Genomic DNA, 23,669 nt, shown 5'->3' on the forward strand with positions numbered 1-23,669 from the left:
CCCGAGATTTCAATCATCTTGCCGAGCATGGCGCCGAGGCCGACGAGGATGGCCACGTTGCCGAGGGTGCCGCCCATGCCGTCCGTGACGGTTTTGACCACGTCCGCCAGCGGAATTCCGGCGGTGAGCGCCACGGCCACGCTGACAACCAGCAGGGCCAGGAAGGCGGGGATTTTGAACTTGATGACGGCCAGGAGCAGCAGGGCAACGCCTGCTACAGCAATGGCCAGGAGAGCTAGAGCGCTCATGGTGTGTCTCCTTTGACGGTGCTAGTTAAGCCTAGCGATCTGGTTGGATCGACGACGGCGGAAAGCAGATCCGCCGTCGTCGGGCTGTTGGGGTGGTGGCTAAGCGGTACGTTTCACGGGGGCGACGACCTTGATGACGGCGGAGTCGTCGGCGGCGGCGAGGCCCTGGGACTGGCCAAGCAAATAGAGCTGCTCGGCGGCGGCGGCAACCGGGGTGGCCAGACCGGCGGCGCGGGTCGCCTTGCCCACGATGCCCATGTCCTTGACGAAGATGTCGAGGCGGCTCAGGACCTCCGCGCCGTCCTCCGTGTAGGCCTCAAGGATGCGGGGCCCGCGGTTGGAGAGCATAAAGGAACCGGCGGCGCCGGCTTCGAGTGCCGCGAGGGTCTTGGCCTGGTCCAGTCCGAGGGCGTCGGCGAGGGCCATGGCCTCGGCGGCAGCGGCGATGTGGACACCGCAAAGCAGCTGGTTGACGGTCTTGAGGGCCTGGCCGTCGCCGGGCTTGTCGCCCACCACGGTCAGGGTGGAGGCCAGGAGTTCCAGGACAGGGCGGGCAGTGGCGAGTGCCACCGGCGCGGCGCCGACGACGATCAGCAGGTCACCCTCGCCGGCCCGCTTGGGACCGCCGGAGAGCGGCGCGTCGACGAGTTCGACGCCAAATTCGGCGAGGCGGGCGACGGTTGCCGGAATCGCTTCGGTACCCACCGTGCTGGTCAGGATCACAACGGCGCCCGGCTTGAGGACATCAGCGACGCCGTTCGTGCCGAAGAGAACGTCGTCGAGCTGTTCGCCGTTGCGGACGGCCAACAGGAGGGCGTCTGATTCAGCGGCGGCGGCGCGGGCGGAATCGAAGATGCGGACACCGGCTTCTTCGGCGAGCCGGAGGCGCGGCTCGGCGATGTCGAAGCCGTGGACTGTCAGTTCGCTTGCCAGCCGGGTGGCCATCGGCAGGCCCATGGCGCCGAGGCCCAGGACGGTGACTGTGTACTGTGCGGTCATGATGTTCTCCATTGAAATCGGCTGGAAGCGGCGGGTCAGAATGTGTTGCTGAGCTTGCGGGTGACCTGGGCGAGGGAATCGTCGTCGCCGACGTTGCCGGCGAAGACGATGTAGGGGATCCCCTTGGCGGGCCCGTCCACCGGTTCCCACAGGCTCACGATGCCCGGCAGCATGGGGCCGCGGACAATGGCATGCCGGATCTCCAGGCCGTGGGCGGCGACGTCCGAGGACGTGATGCCGCCCTTGGCGATCACGAAACGCGGCGGGAAGGTCTTCAGGGTCCGGTTAACCACGGCGACGACGGCGGCCGAGACGGCGCGTGCGATCCGCAGGCTTTCGGCGGCGTCGTCGGTTTTGATCAGCAGGCGGCTGGTGTGGAGGATTACGTCGCCGTCGTGCAGGGCCGCAACGACCGTGGCGACGGTCCTGTCCAGGTACTCCCCCGCGTTTTCGCCGAGGAGCTGTTTGACGTCGACTTCGACGATGCGGGCTGCGCTGTGCTGCTCGGTGAGCGCGTTGAGCTGGCGCGTGGTGACGCCGACATGGGAGCCGACGACGATCAGTCCGCCGGCCTCCGAAGGAGTATTGCCCGCGTAGGCTTCCTCGCCGCTGAGCTCGGTACGGATTTCCTGACCGATGCGGGCGCGGACGAACGGCGGGCCGACGCGGTAGAGCAGCTTCTTACCGCGGCGCTCGGCCTCCTCAAGGCCCAGGGCCAGGGCGCGGAGGTCGTTCTCGGTGACGACGTCCGCGACGATCGGGGTGGAGTTTTCTGCGGACGCAATGGCGTCGGCGATGGCTTCAGCCGAGGACCGGATGACGTGCAGGTCCAGAACGATCACGGAGCCAGCGGCGACGCGGCCCTGCGATTTCTCTTCCACGTACTTGGCCAGCTCCGAGTTGGCGAAGCCGAAGCTGGCATCCCGGGCGAACTCGGTTTCGGCCACCGGGGTGAGCCGGCCCGCCGTCCCGCCGGTGCCGCGAAGGTAATGGACGCCGCCGATCGTGACACGCCCCGCGTCGGGGAATGCAGGAACAATCACGACGCCGTCCGTCGCCTCACCGGTGACTGCGGCAATGGTGGCCGCAATGACATCGGGCTCGAGCGGGTAGTGTCCGCGGAGCGTGGAATCGCCGCGGCTGACGAAGCTGAGGCGCACTTCCGCCTCTCCGGCAGCAGTGAGCGCGTTCCGGACGATTTCCTCGTTGCGGGCGGCCGCCTCTGCCGGGTCAAGGCTGCGGGTGTTGGTCAGTACGTATACGGCGCGCTGCCGCCGTCCGTCAATCTCCTGGGCGAAGGCCCAGGCGAAATCCGCGGCCTCCCATTGGGTGAGGACCGGCAGGTTGGCGACTGACTGGGTACCGGTGGGATCGTCGTCGAGGACCACCAGGATCCTGGGGAACCCGGGACCTGACGCCGCCAGGCTGTCTGCCACGATCCGGGCGGGGATCTGTACCTCCGCGGGGAACGCGGCCAGCACTTCTGCTTCGAGGATCACTGTGCACTCCATTGTGGGTCTGTCTGCGGCGCCGGAAGCGCCCCATCAATATATGTAAGATGTCAGACATCTGATATCTGACTAGTATTGTGGCATATAACACAGAGGGCGCGCAAGTAGACTTGACGCTCAACCGGAATTGAGCTCTGAACGGGGAACATTGGCTAGGAAATCGTTGGTCGGAGTGGTGGCAGATGAGCTGCTGGACCGGATCATTGCCGGGGAATTCCCGCCCGGAGCCGTCGTCCCCGGCGAACTTGAGCTCAGCGCGCGGCACGAAGTCAGCCGCATGACCGTGCGGGAAGCCATGAAGACCCTCGAAGCGCAGCGGATCCTCAGCGTGGAGCGCGGCCGGGGCACCTACGTGAACCCGCTGAACCGCTGGGCCTCCCTGGAGGCCGTGTTGCGGGCCGCCGCCGAAGGAAAAAATGACGCGTCCGCGGCCATCCAGCTGATCGAACTGCGCAGGATGTTGGAGTCAGGCGCATGCGAGCTTGCGGCCGGGAAGATCGGCGACGCCGAGATCCAGGACCTGCACGGATACGTCGAATCGATGCGGCTGGCACACGAGGGCAATGACCTGGCGGCATTCGTGGAAGCGGACCTGGCGTTCCATGACCTCATCCTGCAGGCCTCAGGAAATGTTTTTGTTGCCGTGCTGTTCGAGCCGCTGCAACGGGTCCTGCAAAAACGCCGGACCGAAACGTCCAGGGTGCCGGACATCCAGGAGCATGCGATCGGACATCACCAGAGCATCGCGGAGGCGCTGGCCTCGCGCGAGCCGCACCGGGCCCCGGGATGCCATGGACGCGCATATGCAGCAGACCCTCGATGACCTCAAGACGTACGTTCTGGCGGACCGGTCCGACTGACGCCGCGGCGGCCTTCCAGCGGGGCCTCAGGCCAGCGAGAGAAAGAGCTTCTCCAGTTCGGCCCGGTCCAGGCTCGGATCCTCCTGCTGCATGCACTGCTGCAGTCCGGTCGCGATGATGGAGAAACCCGCCCTGTCCAGGGCGCTGGAGACGGCGGCCAACTGGGTGACCACGCTCTTGCAGTCGCGGCCCTCCTCGATCATCCTCGTAACAGCTGCCAGCTGCCCCTGGGCGCGCCGCAGGCGGTTGATGACTGGCTTCATGTCGGTGGGATCGAGTTCCATTGCTGCCTCCGGGATCAATAGGTAGCTCCCATGGTATACCCCCCTGAGTATTTTTCATGGATCGTCCGGCCGGACAGCCTGCACCGGGCGGCAAGCGTTCGGGGCCCGGCCCACCCGCCGGCATCCAATCCGCGGTCCGCCGGCCCTAGTCCAGCACGTCTCCGTCGACTAGTCTGCAGGAACGGCCTGCTGCCGGCTTTCGATGGCGATCACGAGGAGCGAAGTTGTCTAATCACACTTACAGCATTTCTGAAATTGTCGGTACCTCGAACGAAGGCGTAGACGCCGCCGTCCGCAATGGGATTGCCACGGCGGCAAAGACTTTGCGGAATCTTGACTGGTTTGAGGTTAAGGAAATCCGCGGTCACCTCGTGGAGGGGGAAATCGCTGACTGGCAGGTAACCATCAAATTGGGGTTTCGGCTCGAGCACTGACTTCCACCCGGAGCCGGCCCCCGCCAAGGTCCGGCTTTGGACGGCGTGCCGATGCCGGGGACCAAGACGGGGATCGGGAGGGACAATCCATGCGGTACACGCATTTGGGCCGTTCGGGCCTGACAGTTTCCCGGCTCTGCCTCGGCACCATGAATTTCGGCCCGCAAACCGAAGAGCCGGACGCTCACGCCGTGATGGACGCGGCGCGGGACGCCGGTATCAATTTCTTTGACACCGCTAACGTCTATGGCGGATCGGGGCACAGAGGCTGGACGGAAGAGATCATCGGCCGCTGGTTTGCCCAAGGCGGCGAACGGCGCGAACGGACAGTGCTGGCTACAAAGGTCTTTGGCACCATGGCCGACGCCCCCAACGGGTCCAAACTCTCCGCGCTGCACATCCGCCGGGCCCTGGACGACAGCCTGAAGCGCCTCCAGACTGACTACATCGACCTCTACCAGTTCCACCACGTAGACCGGAAGACCCCCTGGGATGAGATCTGGCAAGCCATCGAGGTCGCGGTCCAGCAGGGAAAGATCCTGTATTCGGGCAGCAGCAACTTCGCCGGCTGGCACATCGCCCAGGCCCAGGAGACTGCTGCGCGGCGTCACTACACCGGCCTGGTCAGCGAGCAGTCCCTCTACAACCTGATCACCCGCGATGTGGAGCTGGAAGTCATTCCCGCTGCCCAGAACTACGGGCTGGGGCTCCTCCCCTGGTCCCCGCTGCATGGCGGCCTGCTGGGCGGGGTCCTGAAGAAGGAACGTGAGGGCGTCCGGCGTGCCGCGGGCCGCGCCGTCGAAGCCCTCAAAACACACCAGAAACAGATCCGGCGATACGAGGATTTCTGCGACCAGCTCGGGCATGAACCCGGCGACGTGGCCCTCGCGTGGCTGCTGCACCAGCCGGCCGTGACTGCGCCAATCATCGGCCCGCGGACGGCGGGCCAACTGACCGCCGCCCTAAGGGCGGAAAAAATTCAACTCGATGCGGACGCCCTCAAGCGCATCGACGAGATCTTTCCGGGACACCGCCCCGCCCCGGAGGATTATGCCTGGTAACTAGACCCGCGCGCTGCTGTTTAGCGGCACGGTTGGCCCATTGATGCTAAGCATGATTAGTATTGGGGATGAAGGATGAAGCGCGCCCGGCGATCCGGGTGCCTCCTCAACGAATGAAGAAGGAACGATAATAATGGGATTTCTCGCATTTTTGATTCTCGGACTCATCGCCGGAGCGATCGCCAAGGCGATCCTCCCGGGCCGCCAGGGTGGTGGAATCCTGATCACCCTCGTCCTCGGGGTAGTCGGGGCGCTCCTCGGCGGTTTCATTGGCAGCGCACTGTTTGGCGTCGGCATCAATGAATTCTTCTCCCTGTCGACCTGGCTGCTGGCCATCGGCGGTGCGATCATTGTCCTGCTGGTTTACGGCATGATCGCCAAGCGCTCCGCCCGCTAAGCGGACGCGATCCGAAAACCGGCTCCGGGATTCATCCCGGGGCCGGTTTTTCATAGGAGGCGAATTTTTCATAGGAGGCGAAGAACGAACGTGGGCCGCATGTCCACCGCCGGCCTTCCCCAACGAATTACGCGCAATGAATTCCGGCTAAATGATTGGAGTGCAGCATGAAAGGCAAGCTTCTTTTTGGCACCGGACTGGCCGCTGGCTACGTCCTGGGGACGCGGTCCGGCCGTGCGAATTACGACAAGCTCAAGGAAAGGGCCGCCGCGCTCTGGGCGAGCAAACCCGTGCAGGACAAGGTGTCGGCGGCGGCTGAGGCGGTCAAGGACAAGGCCCCGGAAGTCTCGGACCAGTTGGCCGAAGCGGCCCGGCGTGCCGGGACCGTTATCGGCTCAGCGATGCACCGCGAAGCCCCCGACCACACCCACAGCGCCGCGCCTGGCCCCGCGGGCATCCACTAGACCGGCAACCGGTCCGCCGGGCACCGCTGACGCATTGGCGGGCGCACGAGAAATCCCCGGCGTCCTGTTTCCAGGATGCCGGGGATTTTCCACTCTTCGCTAAAAGAGTGGGCCCTGTGGGGATCGAACCCACGACCCACGGATTAAAAGTCCGATGCTCTACCAACTGAGCTAAAGGCCCGCACTGATGCTTAAGGAACACGGATTGCTCCGCGCTAAAAAGGCTATCAGCCCCGTCCATTTCTGGACGATAATACTGTACCCCACACCGGGCCCGACTGTTGAACGAGGCCTTGCGGGGCCTGTGTGCGGCTCCGGCGCCGCTCCCTCGGAGTTGCGCGGATGTGGGCCCCGGTCCGTTGCCATCCTGCCCCGCGGGCGGGGTTCCGTCCGTTCCTCGATAACCCGGCGGCGCAGGAGTAGCGTGGTGGCATGAGCGAGCACGAATCCAACACCCCAGGACCGCCCCGGCACCACAAGCCGAAGCCCTTCGCGCCCATCGATTTCGAGCCCTTCGCGGGCGGAGCCGACCCCGCCCGGGTGTCAGAAGCCGCTCATCTGGCCGCACAGGCGCTGGTCCGGCGCGGACGCGACAGTGACGACCCCAAGGTCACCAAGCGGCTCGTCAAGCTGGCGGACGAGCAGGGGCTGGAGGCAATTGCGGAGATGTGGGCAGAGAGTCCTGCCCGGTCGCTGCCCGGCGCCCTGTGGCGGCTCTACGCCCTGCGGGCGGCCACCATCCAGGACCCGGAGCGAATCTCCGTTTACTTCAAGGCAGGCAAGGACACCGCCCAGGTTTCGCACGCTGTGGCGGGCGCCGCCGAACCGCCAGGCGCCGAGGAGATGAAGACAATGGCGGACGCCATCCTTTCCGGGGCCTTCGACGGCGAGTTCGACGTCGCCCTTGAGCGTTCTGCCGCCTTCTGCCGGGTCGTGGCGCTTGGCCAGGCGACACTGGCCGACGGCGTCGAGCACGGTAACGCCAGCCATGCCAGCAAGCTCACGCGGAGTTCACACCTCCTGGTCAAGACCGCCGAGGACCTCGAACACGCCGCCAACGCGTGGCGGCTGGGCGAACTGGACTGACCTCCACCAGGGCCTGGTCTCCGCGGCGCATCAGCGCCCGCAGAACCGGCTCCGGGACGCACGCCGGCGGGCGGCTGTCAATCTTGACTTGCGGCAGGAGTCGTAGAAAACTGAAACCGGTGCCGAACCGCGAAACCCCCGGGCTTCAACATTTAGCCGCCTAGAGCGGCCTACCGCCGAGAGGCGTATCCGGTTCGGCACCATTTTTACGCCCCGCCTCTTATGCCGCGTCACCCCACCGCACGGCGGCCTGTTGCAGTCCCCCGGACCCCGGGGGCGGGGCCTGGCCGCGGCCGCACCGCCCGGACGGTAAAGTAATCCCCATGCGCGGGCCCTCACAGCAGATTCCCCGGCAGGCCCTGTCCGGAACACCTTTCCCGAAGACCGGTGACATTACGTGAAACTCCGTCTTTTCCCCCAGGAGACCGCCGGACTGGACCTGTTATCCCAGATGGCACGCCAGATTGTGCTCGCCACGGGGACACTCTCGGAAATCCTTGGCGCGCCGGCGGGCGAACACTCCCGGCTCGTGGACGACATGCACAACCATGAGGCCAAATCCGCGGACCTGCACGTGGCCCTGCTCACCCATATGCGGACGAGCTTTGTGAATCCGCTGCCCCGCGAGGACATGTACACGCTGTCCCGCTTCCTCAACGAGGCGATCGAGAAGCTGGACGCCGCGGCCGAACTGGTGGCCCTTTACAAGCTGGACCGGCTTCCGCGTCGGGCAGCTGAACAGCTGGAAATTATCAGCAGGCAGGCTGAGCTCACCGTCACTGCCATGCAGCAGCTAAACAACCTCGATGACCTCGAGGACTACTGGATCGAAATCCTGCGTCTGGCCAAGCGTGCGGAAAAGACCCATCGGGTTTGGGTGGCGGACATGCTCAACGAAATGAAGTCCGCGCAATACGCCCGCCACCGCGATATCGCCAACCAACTGGTCGACGTCACAAAGGACATGCGCCGGATCGCGACCCAGGTGGGCAGCATCATCGTCAAGGAATCCTGACGTGACAATAGTTTTCTTCACCCTGGTGGTGCTCGCCGCCGGGGTGTTTGCCTTCCTCAACGGATTCAAGGACGCGTCGAGTTCGGTAGCGGTAGCAGTCCGCACCCGGGCACTCACCCCAACTGTCGCCGTTTTGCTGGCCGGGCTTTTCAACTTCATCGGCGCGGCCCTCAGCGCCACGCTGGTGCTGGAAGTCAGTCGGACTTGGATCAGTCTCCCGCCCGGGGACAACGGCCTGACCATCGTCCTGGCCGGGTTGCTCAGTGCCGCCGCGTGGGGCCTGTACACGTGGTGGCGCGGCATCCCGGCGTCGTCCACCCACGCCCTGATCGGCGGCCTCGCAGGCGCCAGCGTCGGAAATATCGCCACCGGCGGCATCCCGGTCACCGGGGTCGACAGCTCATTGCTTCTCCAGGTCGTCCTGCCCCTGGTGCTGTCTCCCGCCATTGCCTTCGCGGCCGCCTACGCCCTGGTCTGGCCCGCCCACTGGGCAGCCCGCTACACACCGCCAAACGTCGTTAACAGCCGGTCACGGCGGTCCCAAGCCGTGGCCGCCGGCGCTGTGGCATTCGCCCACGGACTCCAGGACGGCCAGCGGACCAGTGCCATCCTGGTACTGGCCCTGCTCGCCGCCGGGCTCTCCGATGGCGCCTCGCTGCCACCGTGGGTTGCGGTGCTCACCGCCGCGATGCTGGCCGCAGGCACCCTGGCCGGCGGCTGGAGGATTTCTTATACGATCGGATACCGGCTGAGCCGGATTGACCCGCTTCGCGGCTTCGTCGCCTTGCTGTGGAGTTCCACGCTGCTGCTGGTGGGCGCCGTCGCCTTGCATCTGCCTATGTCCACGACGCACACCACCACCTCAGCCGTGCTCGGGGCCGGTGCCAACCAGAATTTTTCCTCGGTGAACCGCCGCCTGGCTATCCGAATCCTCGTCTACTGGCTTCTGACACCGGCGATGGCCGCTGCTGGGGCGTTCGTTCTGCAGTTGGCGCTCTCGCCCCTTGCCGGAAAGTAGAGACTCCGGGTTTACCCGAAGCGTCCGGAGACGTAGTCCTCGGTGGCCTTCTGGGTCGGGTTACTGAAGATCGTGTGGGTGTCGCCGAACTCGATCAGCTTGCCGGGCTTGCCGGTGCCGGCAATGTTGAAGAACGCCGTCCGGTCAGAGACGCGCGCCGCCTGCTGCATGTTGTGGGTCACGATCACCACGGTGTAGTGGTCCTTGAGGTCGTTGATGAGGTCCTCAATCGCGAGCGTGGAGATTGGGTCCAGGGCGGAGCAGGGCTCGTCCATCAGGATCACCTGGGGTTCCACGGCAATCGCACGGGCGATGCAGAGGCGCTGCTGCTGCCCGCCGGAGAGGCCGGAGCCGGGCTTGGCGAGGCGGTCCTTGACCTCGTTCCACAGGTTGGCGCCCTGCAGGGAGCGCTCGACGAGGGCGTCGGCCTCCCCCTTGGAGATCTTCTGGTTGTTCAGCTTCACGCCGGCCAGTACGTTATCCCGGATGGACATGGTCGGGAATGGGTTCGGCCGCTGAAAGACCATACCGATCTGCGAGCGGACGGTGACTGGGTCAACGGAGGGTCCGTACAGGTTGTCGCCGTCCAGCAGGACCTCCCCTTCGACCCGGGCACCCGGAATCACTTCGTGCATGCGGTTCAGGGTACGCAGGAAGGTGGACTTGCCACAGCCGGACGGGCCGATGAAGGCCGTGACGGATTTAGCCTCAATGTTGATGTTGACGTCTTCGACCGCGAGGAATTTGCTGTAATAGACGTTCAGGTCCTTGACGTCGATGCGCTTAGACATGGTGTTCCTTCAGTTCTGGAGGTGGGCGGCGGACGCTGGCCGGGGCCTAGCGGCCGGCTTTCGGGGCGAAGACGCGGGCAACCAGGCGGGCGGCAAGGTTGAGCAGCATCACGAGAATAATGAGGACCAGCGCGGCACCCCATGCACGCTGGGAGGACGGATCCGGGTTGGACGGCGAGGTGGGGTTGAGGATCTGGGTGTAGATGAAGGTCGGCAGCGACGCCATCCAGCCGCTGAAGACGTTCGCGTTGATACCGGTGGCAAAGCCCGCGGTGACAAGAATCGGTGCAGTTTCGCCGATGACCCGCGCGATCGCAAGCGTGATGCCGGACGCGATGCCGGAGATCGCCGTCGGGATCACCACCTTCAGGATGGTCCGCCACTTCCGGACGCCGAGCGCGTACGCCGCCTCCCGCAGTTCGTTGGGGACGATCTTGAGCATTTCCTCACTGGATCGGACCACCACCGGGATCATCAGCACGGACAGCGCGACGGCGGCCACGGCGCCGGTCTTGGTCCCGGGCCCCACGACCGCGAAAAAGAAGGCAGCCGCGAACAGGCCGGCCACGATCGAGGGAATGCCGGTCATCACGTCAATGAAGAACGTGATGACGCGGGACAGCGGGCGGTCGTTGCCGTACTCCACGAGGTAAATCGATGTCAGCAGGCCAACGGGTACGGAGATGGCTGTCGCCAGCAAGGTGATCTGGACGGTGCCGAGCATCGCGTGGTAGATACCGCCCACCACCGGGGTGCCCTCCTCGACGCTCTTGTTGTCGAAAGATCCCGTGACGCCGTTCATTGACGTAGTGAGGAACCCGGGATCGAGCAGGCCCGGCAGCCCGTTGATGAGGACGGTCCAGATGACGGAGATCAGCGGCAGCAACGCAATCAGGAAGGCGCCCACCACCAGGCAGGTGGCGAGCCGGTCCGTTGCGCGGCGCGAGCCCTCCACGACGCGGCTCCAGCCGCTCAGGCCGGCGGTGAAAAGGATGGCGGAGACGATTCCCCAGCCGAAGGCGTTGAAACCGATCAGGGCCAGGACGGCGGCGCCGACAACGAGGGCGGCGGCCAGGACGGCATACGGGGCCCACTTTGGCAGCTGGCCCTTGGTGAGGGCGGACCGCTTGCGGACCGGGTTCAGGGTGGAGGTCATTTAGTTGGCTCCCGAGAATTCTTTGTGCCGGGTGATGATCCAGCGGGCGATCATGTTCACACCCAGGGTGATGACGAAGAGGACCAGGCCGGCGGCGATCAGCGTGCTGACTTTCAAGCCGCTGGCCTCGGGGAAGTTGAGGGCGATTTCGGCGGCGATGGTCTGGTTGCCGGACTGGATCAGGCTGGCGGTCAGTGCTCCGGAGGACAGGACGAGCGCGACCGCCATGGTCTCGCCGAGCGCCCGGCCCAGGCCGAGCATAATGGCGCTGATGATCCCTGGCCGGCCGAACGGCAGGACCGCCATGCGGATCATCTCCCAGCGGGTGGCGCCGAGTGCCAGCGCAGCCTCTTCGTGCAGCTTGGGGGTCTGCAGGAAGATTTCCCGGGACAGCGAGGTAATGATCGGCAGGACCATAACGGCGAGGACGATGCCGGCCGTGAGAATCGTCTTCCCGGTGGCGGAGGCCGGGCCCTCGAAGATCGGCAGCCAGCCCATGTTCGCGGCCAGCCAGGTGTAGGCCGGGGAGATTTCGCTGGCGAGGAACGTGGCGCCCCAGGCGCCGTAAACCACCGAGGGGATGGCGGCCAGCAGGTCTATGACGTAGCCGAGACCGGATGCGAGGCGGCGCGGGGCGAAATGCGAAATGAAGAGCGCAACGCCGATGGCGATCGGCGTGGCGATGACCAGGGCGATCGCCGCAGCGATGACCGTGCCGATCACGATCGGCCAGATGTATGCGAAGAAGCCTTCGCCGCCCTGGATCTCGCCCGGAGGTGCCACGAAAGCGGGGATCGCCTGGACGACCAGAAAGAGTGCCACTCCGAAGAGCACGGCAAGGATCAGGCACCCGGCGGCCAGGGTGGCTGCGGAAAAGACCTTGTCTCCGGCGCGGCCTGCGCTCCGGGACGATGTCTGGGCGGTGGTGGTCACTTCACGGTCCTTCAGATTCGATCGGGACCGGTGGCCCGGGCGGATTCCTCCGCCGGCCGCACCGGTGATTCCTTGAATGGTCGGGCAAACGCGTTGGTTCCCTGCCCCGGGATGGGCCGTCTTTGACGGCCCGTCCGGGACAGGGAACCGGTGTCAGGCTGGTGTTCCCACTATGCCCTACGCGCAATGAATCCCTAGGACTTGGCCTTGATGGATTCGATGGACTTGAGCGCCTTGTCCTGGAGGGTCTTGGACAGCGGCGCAGACTTGGCGGCTTCAGCGGCGGCGTTCTGGCCGGCGTCGGAGACGACGTAGCTCTCGAAGGCCTTTACGAGGTCAGCGGTTGCCTGCGTGTCGTAAGAGCTGCAGACAATGTGGAAGGAGACGAGCACGATCGGGTAGACGCCCTCGACCGTCGTGGCCCGGTCCAGCTTGATGGAAAGGTCATTGGCGTTGCGGCCCTCCACCGGGCTGCCCGCGTCGACGGCCTTGGCCGCTGCCTCGGCGGAGATCTTGGTGAAGGTGCTGCCGACCTTGATCTCAGCGGTGCCGAGCTTGCCGCTCACGGCGGAGTCATCCGCGTAGGTCACAGCACCGGGGGTGTCGGTGACGGTCTTGACGACGCCGGAGGTTCCCTTGGCATTCTCGCCACCAAGGGAAGCGGGCCAGATGCCGGCGGCCTTGTCGGTCCAGGCATCCGGTGCGGCAGCAGACAGGTAATCGGTGAAGTTCGAGGTGGTGCCGGAATCGTCCGAGCGGTGGACCGGGGTGACCTTCAGGTCAGGCAAGGTGGCGTCCGGGTTCAGTGCGGCGATCGCCGGGTCATTCCAGGCGGCGATCTCGCCACGGAAAATCTTGGCAACCGTGGGGGCGTCCAGCTTCAGTTCCTTGACCTCGGGCAGGTTGTAGGCCACGGCGATCGGGGAAATGTAGACCGGGATGTTGAGGGCCCCGTCCGGTCCGCACTGGGCGGTGGAGCTGGCAAGCTCGTCATCCTTCAGGTAGGCGTCAGAGCCGGCGAACTGGGCCGAGCCGTCCAGGATGGCCTTGCGCCCTGCGCCGGAGCCATCCGGGGAGTACTGCACAGTGACACCCTGGTTCGCGGCAGCGAAGTTGGTCTTCCAGACGTCCATGGCCGCGCCCTGCGCCGAAGAGCCAATGCCGGTCAGGGTGCCGGTAACGTTGGCGCCGCCGGCGGCCGGGGAGCCTGCGGGGGTGCCTGTTGCGTTATCCGAACCGCAGGCGGTGAGCGCGAGTGCGCCAACTGCAATGGCAGCGATAGCCGCGTGGCGGCCGAAGCGAAGTGCCTTCACTGAATGTGCCCCTTCCAGGGATTCTCTGTGCGTGCCGGACCTGGGACGGCCGGGCGAGGATGCGTACGGTTTGTACCTTCATCGAACTTAGGATCCCCAAGTGAAGAGAATGGCGGTCCAAAGTGAACAGCAGATTAACGACGCCGGGACATTGCCTTACACCGCCGCACCGCCACTGCGTGTTGCGCGTCACATCTCCACCTTACTTTGGGTGTGCCTGGACGGCCATGGCCGGCAAATAGACTGGGGACATGGCCACCGGTACCGGATTTTCCGCGAGCACACGTTTCCTGCGCGGCCGGGTCCGCACCGGGATCACCCGGAGCCGGAACTCCGTAATGCCGGCTGCGCAGATGACCGCCGCCGCGGTGGGCGCCTACGCCTTTGCCGAATACGTCCTGGGGCACAAGGGGCCGCTGTTCGCAGCAACGTCCGCCCTGATCGCCCTCGGCTTCTCCCGGGATCCCCGGCTGCGCCGCGTCATGGAAGTGGGCCTCGGCTGCACCATCGGGATCGTGGTGGGCGACCTGCTCCTGCACTGGCTCGGCTCAGGCATCTGGCAGGCCGCCGTCGTCCTCTTCTTCTCCATCCTGCTGGCCCGTTTTCTGGACGGCGGGACAATCTTTACCACCCAGCTCGGGTTGCAGTCCCTGCTGGTGGTGCTGTTGCCCGTGCCGCCGGGCGGCCCGTTCACCCGTAGCCTCGACGCTGTCGTGGGTGGATTGTTCGCCCTGCTACTGACGGTCCTTATCCCCAAGGATCCGCGCCGGGAGCCCCGCAAGGATGTCCGGATGCTTTTGCACGAACTTTCCAAGGTGCTGCGTGAGTGCGCCTCAGCGCTCCACTACAGCGATTCCACCCAGGCCTGGCATGCCTTGATCCGGGGCCGGAACTGCCAGCCCCTCGTCGATGCGATGCGCCAGTCCCTGCGTGCGTCCGGCGAAGTGGCCACCCTGGCCCCCGCGTACCGGCGGCACCGGGACACGCTGGACAAGCTCGAGACGTCGCTGGACTATATCGATCTTGCCCTGCGCAACAGCCGGGTCTTCGCCCGTCGGCTGACGAGCGCCATCAATCATGCGGCCCTCTCCGACGAGGCGACGCAGAACATCGCCGATGTCCTGCAGGAGACGGCGATGGCGGTGGACAGCCTCTCCGCGGGCCTGGCAGCCATGAACGACAGCGAGCGCAGGGCAAATTTGCGGACCGCACGGCTCGAACTCAGCGCGGTCGCCGCCCAACTGCACCCGAAAATGCTTGAGGTGCGGAAGCTGGAAGGCGAAACCGTGGTGATGCTCTTCCGACCGCTGATGGTGGACCTGCTGGAAGCCGCCGGCATGGAGTCGAACGAGGCCCGGGATGCCCTTCCGCCGCTGTAGCCGGTGGGCCGGCGGGTGTTCGGGAACACCGCGGCAGGTGGATGTCAGTGACCACGGATAAGGTGAAGCAATGGCAACCAAAACTTCCCGGGCTTCCAAAGCGACCGGCTATAAATGCGGCGAATGCGGCTGGACCACGGCCAAGTGGGTTGGCCGTTGCGGCGAATGCCAGGCGTGGGGCAGCGTTGAGGAGACCGGCGCCGCGGTGGCCCGCACGACGGCGGCCACCACCGTCCTGGAACCCGCCCGCCGGATCGCCGACGTCGACGCCACGACGGCCGCCTTCCTGCCCACCGGTGTGGACGAACTCGACCGGGTCCTCGGCGGCGGGCTGGTTCCCGGAGCCGTCATCCTGCTTGCCGGCGAGCCCGGTGTCGGCAAGTCCACCCTGCTGCTGGACGTCGCGGCGAAGTTTGCCCGCACGGCGCAGGATGTCCTCTACATTACGGGCGAGGAATCCGCCGCGCAGGTGAAGCTCCGCGCGGACCGGATCGACGCCGTCGCGGAGTCCCTGTACCTCTCCGCCGAAACGGACCTCGGACAGGCGCTGGGGCAGGTGGAGAAGCTCGAACCGCGGCTGCTGGTGGTGGACTCGGTGCAGACCCTGAGCAGCGCCGACGTCGAAGGCAGCGCCGGTGGCGTATCGCAGGTCCGCGAGGTTGCGGCGTCCCTCATCGCAGCGGCCAAGCGCCGCAACATGACCACCCTGCTGGTGGGGCACGTAACCAAGGACGGCTCCATCGCGGGGCCCCGCCTGCTCGAACACCTCGTGGACGTGGTCTGCCAGTTCGAAGGCGAACGGCATTCAAGGCTGCGGCTCCTGCGCGCCGTCAAGAACCGCTACGGACCCACGGACGATGTCGGCTGCTTTGACCTGAACGAGGACGGCATCACCGGACTCGCGGACCCCAGCGGGCTGTTCGTCTCGCGCACCAAAGAACCGGTCTCCGGCACCTGTATCACAGTGACTCTGGAGGGCCGCCGGCCGTTGCTGGCCGAGGTCCAGTCCCTGCTCGCCGAGACCTCCAGTTCCCAGCCGCGCAGGGCCACAAGCGGACTCGACAGCTCCCGGGTGTCGATGCTGCTGGCCGTGCTGCAGCAGCGCGCCGGCTGCCTGCTGCATAAGGACGATTCGTATGTCGCCACCGTCGGCGGGGTGAAGCTCAGCGAACCGGCCACAGACCTCGCGGTGGCCCTGGCGGTCGCCTCCGCGAAGGCGAAAAAACCCCTGCCGCAACGGCTCATCGCCTTCGGCGAAGTAGGGCTGGCCGGGGAGGTCCGTCCGGTACCCGGCATCAACCAACGCATTCAGGAGGCGCACCGGCTGGGGTTCACCCATGCCGTGGTTCCGTCCAGCCCCAACGGCCCCGGCCCCGGTGCCCGCGGGCTTCACCGTCCGGGAAGTAGGGCATCTGGCGGAAGCGCTGGGCCTGCTCATCAGCTGATTATCACGCTCCCGTCGCCGGCCCCCGCCGCGGCGATCGAGGCGGCCGAGGCGGCCGAGGCGCCTGTGGCGAGCACGCACGGTGCACGGCGGCGCATGGCAAAGGGGCGCCTGCCGCAATGGCAGACGCCCCCTCGCATTCCCCGGCTAGGCCTTTTTGGGCGGCAGGGCCAGTTTGAAGATCTTTGCCCAGGTGGAACCGACCTGCTTGAGCAGCGGCCCGGTGGTGTAGGGCAGGTTGTAGCGCTTGCAGATCTCCCGCACCTTGGGTGCGACCTCGCCGTACCGGTTGGAGGGCAGGTCCGGGAACAAGTGGTGTTCGATCTGGTGCGAGAGGTTGCCCGTCATCAGGTGCATGAACTTGGAACCGGAGATGTTGGCCGAGCCGATCATCTGGCGGACATACCAGTCGCCGCGGGTCTCACCCTCGACCATTTCCTCGGTGAAGGTGTCGGTTCCGTCCGGGAAGTGCCCGCAGAAAATTACCGCGTGCGCCCAGACGTTGCGGACGGCGTTCGCGGTCAGCGTGCCGTAGAGCGCCTGCTTTCCGGAGCCGGTCAGCATGGCGACGGCCGGAGTGGCGGCGTAGTCCTTGGTGAACTGTGTGAGGGCCTTGCGGCCCAGCGCCTTGAGGTCCTTGGTCAGCGCTTCCTTGGACTTGTTGCCCTCTTTGTAATCGACGAGCTCAAGGTCGTAGACGGCAATACCCCACTCAAAGACCGGCGCGAGCAGTGCGTTGTAGAGCGGGTTGCCCAGGTTGAAGGGCTTCCATTCCTGCTGGGGGTCCATTCGCAGCAGGTTGTACCCGATGTCGTTGTCTTTGCCCACGACGTTGGTCCAGCGGTGGTGCAGGTCGTTGTGGGTGTGCTGCCATGACCGGGCCGGCGTGACGAAGTCCCATTCCCACGTGGTGGAGTGGATATCCGGGTCACGCATCCAGTCCCACTGGCCGTGCAGGATATTGTGGCCAAGTTCCATGTTTTCCAGAATCTTGGCGAAGCTCAGCAGGGTGGTGCCTGCGAACCAGGCGGGCTTGTTCTTGCTCACCAGCAGGAGCGCCCGGCCGGAAATTTCCAATCCGCGCTGGATCTTGATCATCCGGCGGATGTAGGCGGCGTCGGATGCCCCGCGCTTGCCCAGGATCTCGTCCTTGATGGCGTCCAGCTCACGGCCCAACTCGGCGACCTGCTCGTCTGAAAGGTGCGCGGCAGCGGGCGGCCGCACGAGCGGGCTTCCTGTCTCGGCAAGAGCCCCGGGCCGCTTCTTCGCGGTGGTGGCTGTTTTGACCCCGGAAGCAACGTCGCTGGCGACGCTGTCTTCGGAGGTTTCAGGCTTGTTAGTAACAATCGTCATTCGGTGATACTCCTTAGAGGTCGAGGTTAACGGGGCCGGCGGCTGCCGACACGCACGTCTGAATTAGTTGGCCGGGCTCGCCGTGGACTTCGCCGCTTCGGAGGTCCCGGACCTGGCCGGCCCGGAGTGGGATCAGGCAGCTGTGGCAGATGCCCATCCGGCAACCGCTGGGCATCAGCACGCCGGCGTCCTCGCCGACGTCGAGCAGCGGGGTGTCGCCGTCCGCTTCGACTTCGCGGTCGGACGCTTCAAAGGTGACCAGTCCGCCGTCGTGCCCTTCGCCGCCAGCCAGGCTGGTGCTGAAGCGCTCGATGGTGAGCGAGCCATCTGCCGTTGTTTCGGGATTTGCCTCCACGGCTTCTGCCGCCCAGAGCGCCTCGGCTTCGTCGAGGAAACCTTCCGGGCCGCAGGCGTAGGCGGCGCGGTCACGCCAGTCGGGGCATAGCCGGTTCAGCTCATCGGCGGAGCCGAAGTCCAGCCGCCCGCGTTCCCCGGAGAACCAGTGGGTGACGCGGAGGTTGGGGAACTGGTCAGCGAGTTCAGCAAGTTCTTCACGGAAAATGGCGTCCGCCGCGGTCCGGGCGGTGTGGATGAGCACAACGTCGGAGTCGGGGCGGTGCGGGACCAACGTGCGGATCATCGACATCACCGGGGTAATTCCGCTGCCCGCTGTAAGCATCAGCAGCGGCCGGGGGTGCTCCGGCAGGACGAAATCGCCCTGCGGCGGCGCCAGGAAAAGCACGTCGCCAGGTTTGGTGTCTCGCACGAGTGCTCCGGAGACGGCCCCCATCGCTGTCACCGTAATGGCAGGGTCCTCACCGGCCGGCGCGCTCAGCGAGTAGGACCGCCAGTGACGGACCCCGTCGAGCTCGACGCCGATACGGGCCCACTGGCCGGCAAGGTGCGCTTGCCAGCCGCGGCCAGGGCGGAAGAATATTGTGGCGGAGTCTGCAGTTTCTGGGACCACCAAGGTGACTACGCCGCGCAGTTGGCGGGACGAAAACACAGGGTTGAACAGCGACAGAATATCTTCTGGAGCTAACGGGGTGGTCAGTAGAGATGCGGCACGCGCCAGCTTACGGAGCCGGATCATGTATCAATCTTATGTCAGTGTGGATCATAATTCTTCACTCAAGGCATACGATCATTTCGCAGAAACTATCCGGACGGAACAATTTAGTGGACTTTCGATGACTTCTACTGCCAACGGCGAACCCTCCTCGTCCGGCCCCGAACCACCGTGGCTGGCACTGCCGCGTGAGGTCAGCGACATATTGCGGCCCCGGATGCCCGGCATCGTCGAGGCCATCATCGCTGCCGTACCGCAGCTGGTTCCGGCCTATGCCAGACCCATCGAAGGCCGGTTCGGGCGCGGCCTGCGCAGGGGCGTGGCCGCTGCGCTGGACCGTTTCCTGCAGCTGCCCGGGACCCGGCTGCCCGCGCTGTCCGACGAGAGCCGGCAGCTTGTCGCAGGGCTTGGCAGCGGTGAGTTCCGCCAGGGCCGCAGCATGGACGCACTGCTGAGCGCGTATCGGATGGGCGCCCGGGTGACCTTTCGGGAAATGTCGCGGGTATCAGTGGACAACCATCTCGGCCAAAGCGTCGTGGTGGATTTGGGCGAATCGATTCTCGCCTACATCGATGAACTTTCGGCGGTCAGCGCCGAGGCGTATGCCTTTGAGCAGTCCGAACGCGCCGGCGCAGTGGACCGGCGCCGCACCGGGCTGCTCGAGCTGCTTCTGTTGGGCCAGGCCGACGAGGCTGCCCTGCGCCAGACAGCGGCCCTGGCGGACTGGGCGCTGCCGCCTGTCATGACGGTGGTGACCCTGCCCGTGGACCGTGCGGCAGGGCTCCGGCTCCGGCTCGGACCGGGAACGCTCGTCATCGAGCGTGAGACCGACGCCGTCGCGCTCATTCCTGCGCGGACCACCCCGTCCGCCCGCGCGGACCTGGACAAGGCGCTCCGCGGTCGCGGCGCCTCGATCGGTCCCGTCTGCGGCTGGGAAAAGGTACCGGAATCCCTGCGTCTGGCTGTCCTGGCGGCCTCGGTTCTCGAGCCCCGGGACGATCCCGACGCTTCGCCGATCTGGGCTGATGAGCACCTCGCCGAGGTTGTCCTGGGCGCCGAGCCGTCGGCGATTGCGGAGCTGGCGAACCGCCGCCTGGCACCACTGGACGGGCTGCGCGCCGGGCAGCGGGAGCGGCTGGCGGAGACGCTGCTCGCCTGGTTGCGGCACTGGGGCCAGCGCGCTCCGGTGGCTGCCGAGCTCGGCATCCACCCGCAAACCGTGGGCTACCGGGCGGCGCAGCTGCGCGAACTGTTCGGCGACACGCTTGAGGATCCGAAGGCCCGGTTTGAGCTGGAGCTGGCACTGAGGGCCGGGCGGCGCTAACCGGCCACCGGCTCCAGGCCCTGCCGCCGCAGTTCGAGGTCGTTCATCACGATGGCGGCGAGGTCGGCGAGCATGTCGGCCTCCTCCGTAGTGAAGGAACGGGGCGCCCGGTCCAGGATGCACAACGTGCCGAGGGTATGCCCGTCCGGAGTCCGCAACGGCACCCCCGCGTAGAACCGCAGGCCGAAGTCGCCGGTCACCAGTGGGTTAATCACAGCCCGAGGGTCGGTGGCGGCGTCCTTGATGACCCACACGTCGTCCTGCAGGATGGCCGAGGAGCATAGTCCGGGGTCCCTGTCGATCTGTGTGACATCGGTGCCGTGGTGGGATTTGAACCAGATCCGGTCCCTGTCCACGATGCTGACGATGGCCACCGGGACGGAGAACACCTTGGCCGCCAGTGCGGTGACGCGGTCAAAGTTCCCTTCAGCCTTGGAGTCAAGGATGCGGTAGCGCTCGACGGCGCCCATCCGCTCCTGCTCCTCGATGACTGCTGCCGCCGGATCGAGACGGTGCCGGCCCGTTCCGTTGATGATCTCCTGGCGAAGCGCCAAGCTCACCTCGCGGGCGTCCGGGCGGTCGGCCGGGTCGCGTGCCAGCATGGAGGTCAGCAGGGTCGCCCACATCGGCGAAAGCTCCTCGGGAACGTCCGGGTCGCGGAGCAGCCGCGCTACGGCGGCCTGCAACGGCGCCCCCGGGTAGGCCATTTTTCCGGTGAGGCCCTCGAGCAGGACCAGACCCAGCGAGTAAATGTCGCTGGCAGCGCCAATCGGTTCGCTGGCGGCTTGCTCCGGGCTGAGGTAGGCCGGCGTTCCGGAGGTGCCGCCGTCGTCGTCTGCCGCACCGTTGTCGAGCATAACGGCCACGCCAAAGTCGCTGAGTTTGGCCCGGGGGCGCCGGTCGTCAACGTCGTAGTCCACGAGCAGGATATTTGCCGGCTTCACGTCGCGGTGGACAATACCGTGATGGTGGATATAGGAGAGCCCGTCCGCGAGGTCGTAACCAATCCAGGCCATATGGGGAGCGGTCAACGGCCCTTGGGCCACGCGGTTCCGCAGGTCGGCGCCGCGGACGAGTTCCATCACGAGGTAGGACAGCTTCGCGCTGCCGTCACCGGGTTCCATCCCGGCATCGTAGAGGGTCACGAGGGCGTGATGGCCCATTCCGGCGAGGATCCGGGCCTCTTGGCGCTGGCGTCGTTCGCGGGCACCGTCCGATGCTTCGTCGCGGAACAGTTTGACGGCAACGTCGCGCTGAAGAACTTCGTCGTGCGCGCGGTAGACGGTTGATTCGCTGCCGCGCCCGATGAAGGTCCCGATCCGGTAGCGCCCGCTAAGCAGGTAGCCGGAGTCCATGGTAATCGTCAAGTAGTAGCCGTTTCGGTTGGGTGCAGGACCCGTCCGACACTTCATCGGGCAGGACGGACCTCGGTCGCAGTCAGGTACCCCGCGGCCGCTTTGTTGGTAAGTCTACTTATGGTAGCGCGTCGGCAGCGATCCGGCTGTGCCGGGCAGCGGCTCACTTACTTGGCGGGGTTGTGCGTGCCAATCGGCAACAGCGACAGGTCCGGGTGGTTCTTCTCGACCCGGCGCAGCGCCCAGACGTCATTGAACAAGGCCAGATATTCGCCGTCCGAGCGCAGCAACACCTCCGTGCCGGGCACAGTGGCCAGCACCGGCATGGCTTCAGCCGTGGTGATCCGGGCCAGGGAATACGGCAGGCGTTCGAGCCGCATCGGGGCACTGAAGTCGTGTGCCATGCGGTCTTCGACGACTTCGAACTGCATCGGACCGACGGCAGCCAGCACCGGGGCCTGGTCCCCTCGGATGTCTGAGCGAAGCACCTGGATGACGCCCTCGTGCTCGAGCTGTTCGATGCCGCGGCGGAACTGCTTGAAGCGGCTGGGATCCTTCGATCGCGCCACCTGGAAGTGTTCCGGAGCGAACAGCGGGATAGCCGGGAACTCGACCGGGGCATCGAGGAAGAGGCTGTCCCCCACCCGCAGCGACGACGCGTTCACCAGTCCCACAACGTCGCCGGGGAATGCCTCGTCAATAACCTCACGCTCGCGGCCGAAGACCTGCTGGGCGTACTTGGTCGCGAAGGATTTACCGGTCCGGCCCTGCGTGACGACCATGCCGCGCTCGAAAACGCCGGAACAGACCCGGATGAAGGCCACGTGGTCGCGGTGGGCCTTGTTCATTCCGGCCTGGACCTTGAAGACGAAGCCCGCGAACGGCGCGTCAACCGGACGGGCATCGCCGTCGACGTCGGGCCGGGGCGCGGCGGACGGCGCGAAGTCCACGAGGGCATCGAGAATTTCCTTCACGCCGAAGTTCAGTGCCGCCGAGCTGAACAGGATCGGCGTGGCTTTGCCGGCGTGGAAGGCCTCGACGTCGAACGCGAGGTTGGATTCGATCACGAGGCCCGCCTCATCAACGGCGTTGGTCCAGTCGTCGCCCTGGCTGGCCGCGGCCTCGTCAGGGGTGAAGTACTCGGTGAGCGCGATATTGGCGCCGGCGTTATTGCGTTTGAACTGCGCAAAACGGTCGCTGCGCAGGTCCCACACGCCGCGGAAATCGCCGGAAATACCGACGGCCCAGGTCAGCGGCATGGGCTGCAGGCCGGTGCGCTCTGTGATTTCATCCATGAGCGCCAGCGCGTCCAGGCCCGGCCGGTCCCACTTGTTGATCACGGTAATGATCGGGAGGTTTCGCTGCTTGCAGACCTCAAAGAGCTTCATGGTCTGCGTTTCCAGGCCCTTGGCTGCGTCTACGAGCATCACGGCGCAGTCCACTGCGGCGAGCACCCGGTACGTGTCCTCGGAGAAGTCCGCGTGGCCGGGGGTGTCCAGCAGGTTGATCACGGTGTCCCGGTAGGCGAACTGCAGGGCGGCGGAGCTGATGGAAATGCCGCGGTCCTTCTCCATCTGCATCCAGTCGGAGACCGTTTCCTTGCGGTTTGCCTTGCCGCTGGAGGCACCGGCGGTGCCGATCACCTTCGCGTGCAGGGCGAGGGCCTCGGTCAGCGTCGATTTGCCGGCGTCGGGGTGGGAAATGACCGCGAAAGTCCGACGTCGGGCCGCCTGCTTGTGAATCTCCTGGACTCGAGCGGGGCTAAGGACTTCTTGGGACACGGTGCTACTTTCGCTGCGGGCTGGAAATGGTCGCGATCCGGGGCCGCGCATTCTGGTGGCTGGGGCGTTGCGGCCGGCGGTGGTCCGGAAGGGGTATCGCCCGGGTTCCGGAAGGGCTCCCCCGCCGGAGTACAAGCCATACGTCCCCCAGTTTATCGCAGCGCCCCGCCCCCGGCCGAAGCAGCTTCGAGGCCGTGCCGCGGGCCGCCGCAAACGCCCTGTCCGGGCACCGCCCGCGGACGCCTTCCCGGGCGTACTTTGATGCCCCCCGTATGGGCCACTTTGAGGCTTGTCTGTGCGGAAGTTGGGCTGGTTTACCTCTACTATGGACAGACCGGGCAACCGAGTATTTTTGACCACGCTGGAAATCCTTGGAAACCGGCCTACCTGCGGG

At 65.9% G+C, this 23,669-nt stretch carries 20 protein-coding genes, 1 tRNA gene and 3 pseudogenes; 11 read left to right on the forward strand and 13 right to left on the reverse strand.

Going from position 1 to position 23,669, the window contains the following annotated elements; all coding sequences use genetic code 11:
• Positions 1-14 precede the first annotated feature (14 nt).
• The 3 genes and pseudogenes from KY499_RS18240 to KY499_RS10865 all read right to left on the reverse strand — a co-directional run.
• Positions 15-248: pseudogene (locus KY499_RS18240) on the reverse strand (transporter); the annotation flags it as partial.
• A gap of 99 nt (positions 249-347) precedes the next feature.
• Positions 348-1,247 (reverse strand): NAD(P)-dependent oxidoreductase, encoded by a 900-nt coding sequence (locus tag KY499_RS10860; protein ID WP_123256594.1) that lies wholly within the window; start codon positions 1,245-1,247, stop codon positions 348-350.
• Between the two features lie 35 nt (positions 1,248-1,282).
• Positions 1,283-2,746 (reverse strand): four-carbon acid sugar kinase family protein, encoded by a 1,464-nt coding sequence (locus tag KY499_RS10865; RefSeq protein ID WP_219885389.1) that lies wholly within the window; start codon positions 2,744-2,746, stop codon positions 1,283-1,285.
• Between the two features lie 160 nt (positions 2,747-2,906).
• Here KY499_RS10865 and KY499_RS10870 point away from each other — a divergent pair.
• Positions 2,907-3,618 (forward strand): annotated as a pseudogene (locus tag KY499_RS10870) (FadR/GntR family transcriptional regulator).
• 26 nt (positions 3,619-3,644) lie between these two features.
• On the opposite strand, the gene KY499_RS10875 reads toward KY499_RS10870, so the two are convergent.
• Positions 3,645-3,902 carry a metal-sensitive transcriptional regulator gene (locus tag KY499_RS10875; protein WP_123256591.1) on the reverse strand — a complete coding sequence of 86 codons (258 nt, stop codon included), beginning with the start codon at positions 3,900-3,902 and terminating at the stop codon, positions 3,645-3,647.
• Positions 3,903-4,126: 224 nt separating this feature from the next.
• Between KY499_RS10875 and KY499_RS10880 the strand changes: the two genes are divergently transcribed.
• The 4 genes from KY499_RS10880 to KY499_RS10895 all read left to right on the forward strand — a co-directional run bounded on the left by KY499_RS10880 (position 4,127) and on the right by KY499_RS10895 (position 6,258).
• A complete protein-coding gene (locus KY499_RS10880) occupies positions 4,127-4,336 on the forward strand; it encodes a dodecin (RefSeq protein ID WP_123256590.1) in 210 nt (69 codons plus the stop codon).
• An 89-nt stretch (positions 4,337-4,425) separates the two neighbouring features.
• Positions 4,426-5,397 (forward strand): aldo/keto reductase, encoded by a 972-nt coding sequence (locus tag KY499_RS10885; protein WP_219885390.1) that lies wholly within the window; start codon positions 4,426-4,428, stop codon positions 5,395-5,397.
• A 133-nt stretch (positions 5,398-5,530) separates the two neighbouring features.
• Positions 5,531-5,794 carry a GlsB/YeaQ/YmgE family stress response membrane protein gene (locus KY499_RS10890; RefSeq protein ID WP_123256588.1) on the forward strand — a complete coding sequence of 88 codons (264 nt, stop codon included), beginning with the start codon at positions 5,531-5,533 and terminating at the stop codon, positions 5,792-5,794.
• Positions 5,795-5,961: 167 nt separating this feature from the next.
• Positions 5,962-6,258, forward strand: a complete 297-nt coding sequence (locus KY499_RS10895) for a YtxH domain-containing protein (RefSeq protein WP_308813035.1) — start codon at positions 5,962-5,964, stop codon at positions 6,256-6,258.
• A 108-nt stretch (positions 6,259-6,366) separates the two neighbouring features.
• On the opposite strand, the gene KY499_RS10900 is transcribed toward KY499_RS10895, so the two are convergent.
• A tRNA-Lys gene (locus KY499_RS10900) sits at positions 6,367-6,439 on the reverse strand.
• 251 nt (positions 6,440-6,690) lie between these two features.
• Between KY499_RS10900 and KY499_RS10905 the strand changes: the two genes are divergently transcribed.
• From KY499_RS10905 to KY499_RS10915, 3 genes are all read left to right on the forward strand, one after another.
• Positions 6,691-7,344, forward strand: coding sequence for a hypothetical protein (locus KY499_RS10905; protein WP_123256587.1), 654 nt, complete (start codon positions 6,691-6,693; stop codon positions 7,342-7,344).
• A gap of 397 nt (positions 7,345-7,741) precedes the next feature.
• Positions 7,742-8,359, forward strand: a complete 618-nt coding sequence (locus KY499_RS10910; protein ID WP_123256586.1) for a DUF47 domain-containing protein — start codon at positions 7,742-7,744, stop codon at positions 8,357-8,359.
• A gap of 1 nt (position 8,360) precedes the next feature.
• Positions 8,361-9,377: an inorganic phosphate transporter gene (locus KY499_RS10915; protein ID WP_123256585.1), complete on the forward strand. Its 1,017-nt coding sequence runs from the start codon at positions 8,361-8,363 to the stop codon at positions 9,375-9,377.
• Positions 9,378-9,388: 11 nt separating this feature from the next.
• On the opposite strand, the gene pstB is transcribed toward KY499_RS10915, so the two are convergent.
• The 4 genes from pstB to pstS all read right to left on the reverse strand — a co-directional run bounded on the left by pstB (position 9,389) and on the right by pstS (position 13,570).
• A complete protein-coding gene (pstB, locus tag KY499_RS10920; protein ID WP_123256584.1) occupies positions 9,389-10,168 on the reverse strand; it encodes a phosphate ABC transporter ATP-binding protein PstB in 780 nt (259 codons plus the stop codon).
• Between the two features lie 46 nt (positions 10,169-10,214).
• Complete coding sequence (gene pstA / locus KY499_RS10925) at positions 10,215-11,324, reverse strand: phosphate ABC transporter permease PstA (protein WP_123256583.1); 1,110 nt, start codon at positions 11,322-11,324, stop codon at positions 10,215-10,217.
• Positions 11,325-12,257, reverse strand: coding sequence for a phosphate ABC transporter permease subunit PstC (pstC, locus tag KY499_RS10930; protein ID WP_219885391.1), 933 nt, complete (start codon positions 12,255-12,257; stop codon positions 11,325-11,327).
• A gap of 194 nt (positions 12,258-12,451) precedes the next feature.
• Positions 12,452-13,570: a phosphate ABC transporter substrate-binding protein PstS gene (pstS, locus tag KY499_RS10935; protein ID WP_123256581.1), complete on the reverse strand. Its 1,119-nt coding sequence runs from the start codon at positions 13,568-13,570 to the stop codon at positions 12,452-12,454.
• A 251-nt stretch (positions 13,571-13,821) separates the two neighbouring features.
• On the opposite strand from pstS, the gene KY499_RS10940 reads away from it, so the two are divergent.
• Both KY499_RS10940 and radA read left to right on the forward strand, forming a co-directional pair.
• Positions 13,822-14,949 carry an aromatic acid exporter family protein gene (locus KY499_RS10940; protein WP_219885392.1) on the forward strand — a complete coding sequence of 376 codons (1,128 nt, stop codon included), beginning with the start codon at positions 13,822-13,824 and terminating at the stop codon, positions 14,947-14,949.
• Between the two features lie 70 nt (positions 14,950-15,019).
• Positions 15,020-16,394 (forward strand): annotated as a pseudogene (gene radA / locus KY499_RS10945) (DNA repair protein RadA).
• Positions 16,395-16,540: 146 nt separating this feature from the next.
• Here the strand turns inward: radA and KY499_RS10950 are convergent.
• Positions 16,541-17,746 carry an acyl-CoA desaturase gene (locus KY499_RS10950; protein ID WP_219885393.1) on the reverse strand — a complete coding sequence of 402 codons (1,206 nt, stop codon included), beginning with the start codon at positions 17,744-17,746 and terminating at the stop codon, positions 16,541-16,543.
• Positions 17,747-17,759: 13 nt separating this feature from the next.
• Positions 17,760-18,839 (reverse strand): ferredoxin reductase, encoded by a 1,080-nt coding sequence (locus KY499_RS10955; RefSeq protein ID WP_123256577.1) that lies wholly within the window; start codon positions 18,837-18,839, stop codon positions 17,760-17,762.
• A 97-nt stretch (positions 18,840-18,936) separates the two neighbouring features.
• On the opposite strand from KY499_RS10955, the gene KY499_RS10960 reads away from it, so the two are divergent.
• Positions 18,937-20,139, forward strand: coding sequence for a CdaR family transcriptional regulator (locus tag KY499_RS10960; protein ID WP_219885394.1), 1,203 nt, complete (start codon positions 18,937-18,939; stop codon positions 20,137-20,139).
• Here the strand turns inward: KY499_RS10960 and KY499_RS10965 are convergent.
• The gene (locus tag KY499_RS10965) at positions 20,136-21,506 is read right to left on the reverse strand and encodes a protein kinase (RefSeq protein ID WP_258190721.1); all 1,371 of its coding nucleotides are present in this window, start codon (positions 21,504-21,506) and stop codon (positions 20,136-20,138) included. The two genes, KY499_RS10960 and KY499_RS10965, sit on opposite strands and share 4 nt — an antisense overlap.
• 155 nt (positions 21,507-21,661) lie before the next feature.
• Complete coding sequence (locus KY499_RS10970) at positions 21,662-23,275, reverse strand: peptide chain release factor 3 (RefSeq protein ID WP_219885395.1); 1,614 nt, start codon at positions 23,273-23,275, stop codon at positions 21,662-21,664.
• Between the last annotated feature and the right edge of the window lie 394 nt (positions 23,276-23,669).

Origin of the sequence: Arthrobacter sp. PAMC25284, assembly GCF_019443425.1 — a bacterium.
Lineage (GTDB): Bacteria > Actinomycetota > Actinomycetes > Actinomycetales > Micrococcaceae > Arthrobacter > Arthrobacter oryzae_A.

What these genes read in the sequence shown, in the direction of transcription:
- KY499_RS10885 (WP_219885390.1), top strand. Translation starts at nt 4,426, where the DNA reads ATGCGGTACACGCATTTGGGCCGTTCGGGCCTGACAGTTTCCCGGCTC.
- KY499_RS10875 (WP_123256591.1), bottom strand. Translation starts at nt 3,902, where the DNA reads ATGGAACTCGATCCCACCGACATGAAGCCAGTCATCAACCGCCTGCGG.
- KY499_RS10940 (WP_219885392.1), top strand. Translation starts at nt 13,822, where the DNA reads ATGGCCACCGGTACCGGATTTTCCGCGAGCACACGTTTCCTGCGCGGC.
- KY499_RS10960 (WP_219885394.1), top strand. Translation starts at nt 18,937, where the DNA reads ATGACTTCTACTGCCAACGGCGAACCCTCCTCGTCCGGCCCCGAACCA.
- KY499_RS10895 (WP_308813035.1), top strand. Translation starts at nt 5,962, where the DNA reads ATGAAAGGCAAGCTTCTTTTTGGCACCGGACTGGCCGCTGGCTACGTC.
- KY499_RS10955 (WP_123256577.1), bottom strand. Translation starts at nt 18,839, where the DNA reads ATGATCCGGCTCCGTAAGCTGGCGCGTGCCGCATCTCTACTGACCACC.
- KY499_RS10860 (WP_123256594.1), bottom strand. Translation starts at nt 1,247, where the DNA reads ATGACCGCACAGTACACAGTCACCGTCCTGGGCCTCGGCGCCATGGGC.
- KY499_RS10950 (WP_219885393.1), bottom strand. Translation starts at nt 17,746, where the DNA reads ATGACGATTGTTACTAACAAGCCTGAAACCTCCGAAGACAGCGTCGCC.
- KY499_RS10890 (WP_123256588.1), top strand. Translation starts at nt 5,531, where the DNA reads ATGGGATTTCTCGCATTTTTGATTCTCGGACTCATCGCCGGAGCGATC.
- pstB (WP_123256584.1), bottom strand. Translation starts at nt 10,168, where the DNA reads ATGTCTAAGCGCATCGACGTCAAGGACCTGAACGTCTATTACAGCAAA.
- KY499_RS10905 (WP_123256587.1), top strand. Translation starts at nt 6,691, where the DNA reads ATGAGCGAGCACGAATCCAACACCCCAGGACCGCCCCGGCACCACAAG.
- pstA (WP_123256583.1), bottom strand. Translation starts at nt 11,324, where the DNA reads ATGACCTCCACCCTGAACCCGGTCCGCAAGCGGTCCGCCCTCACCAAG.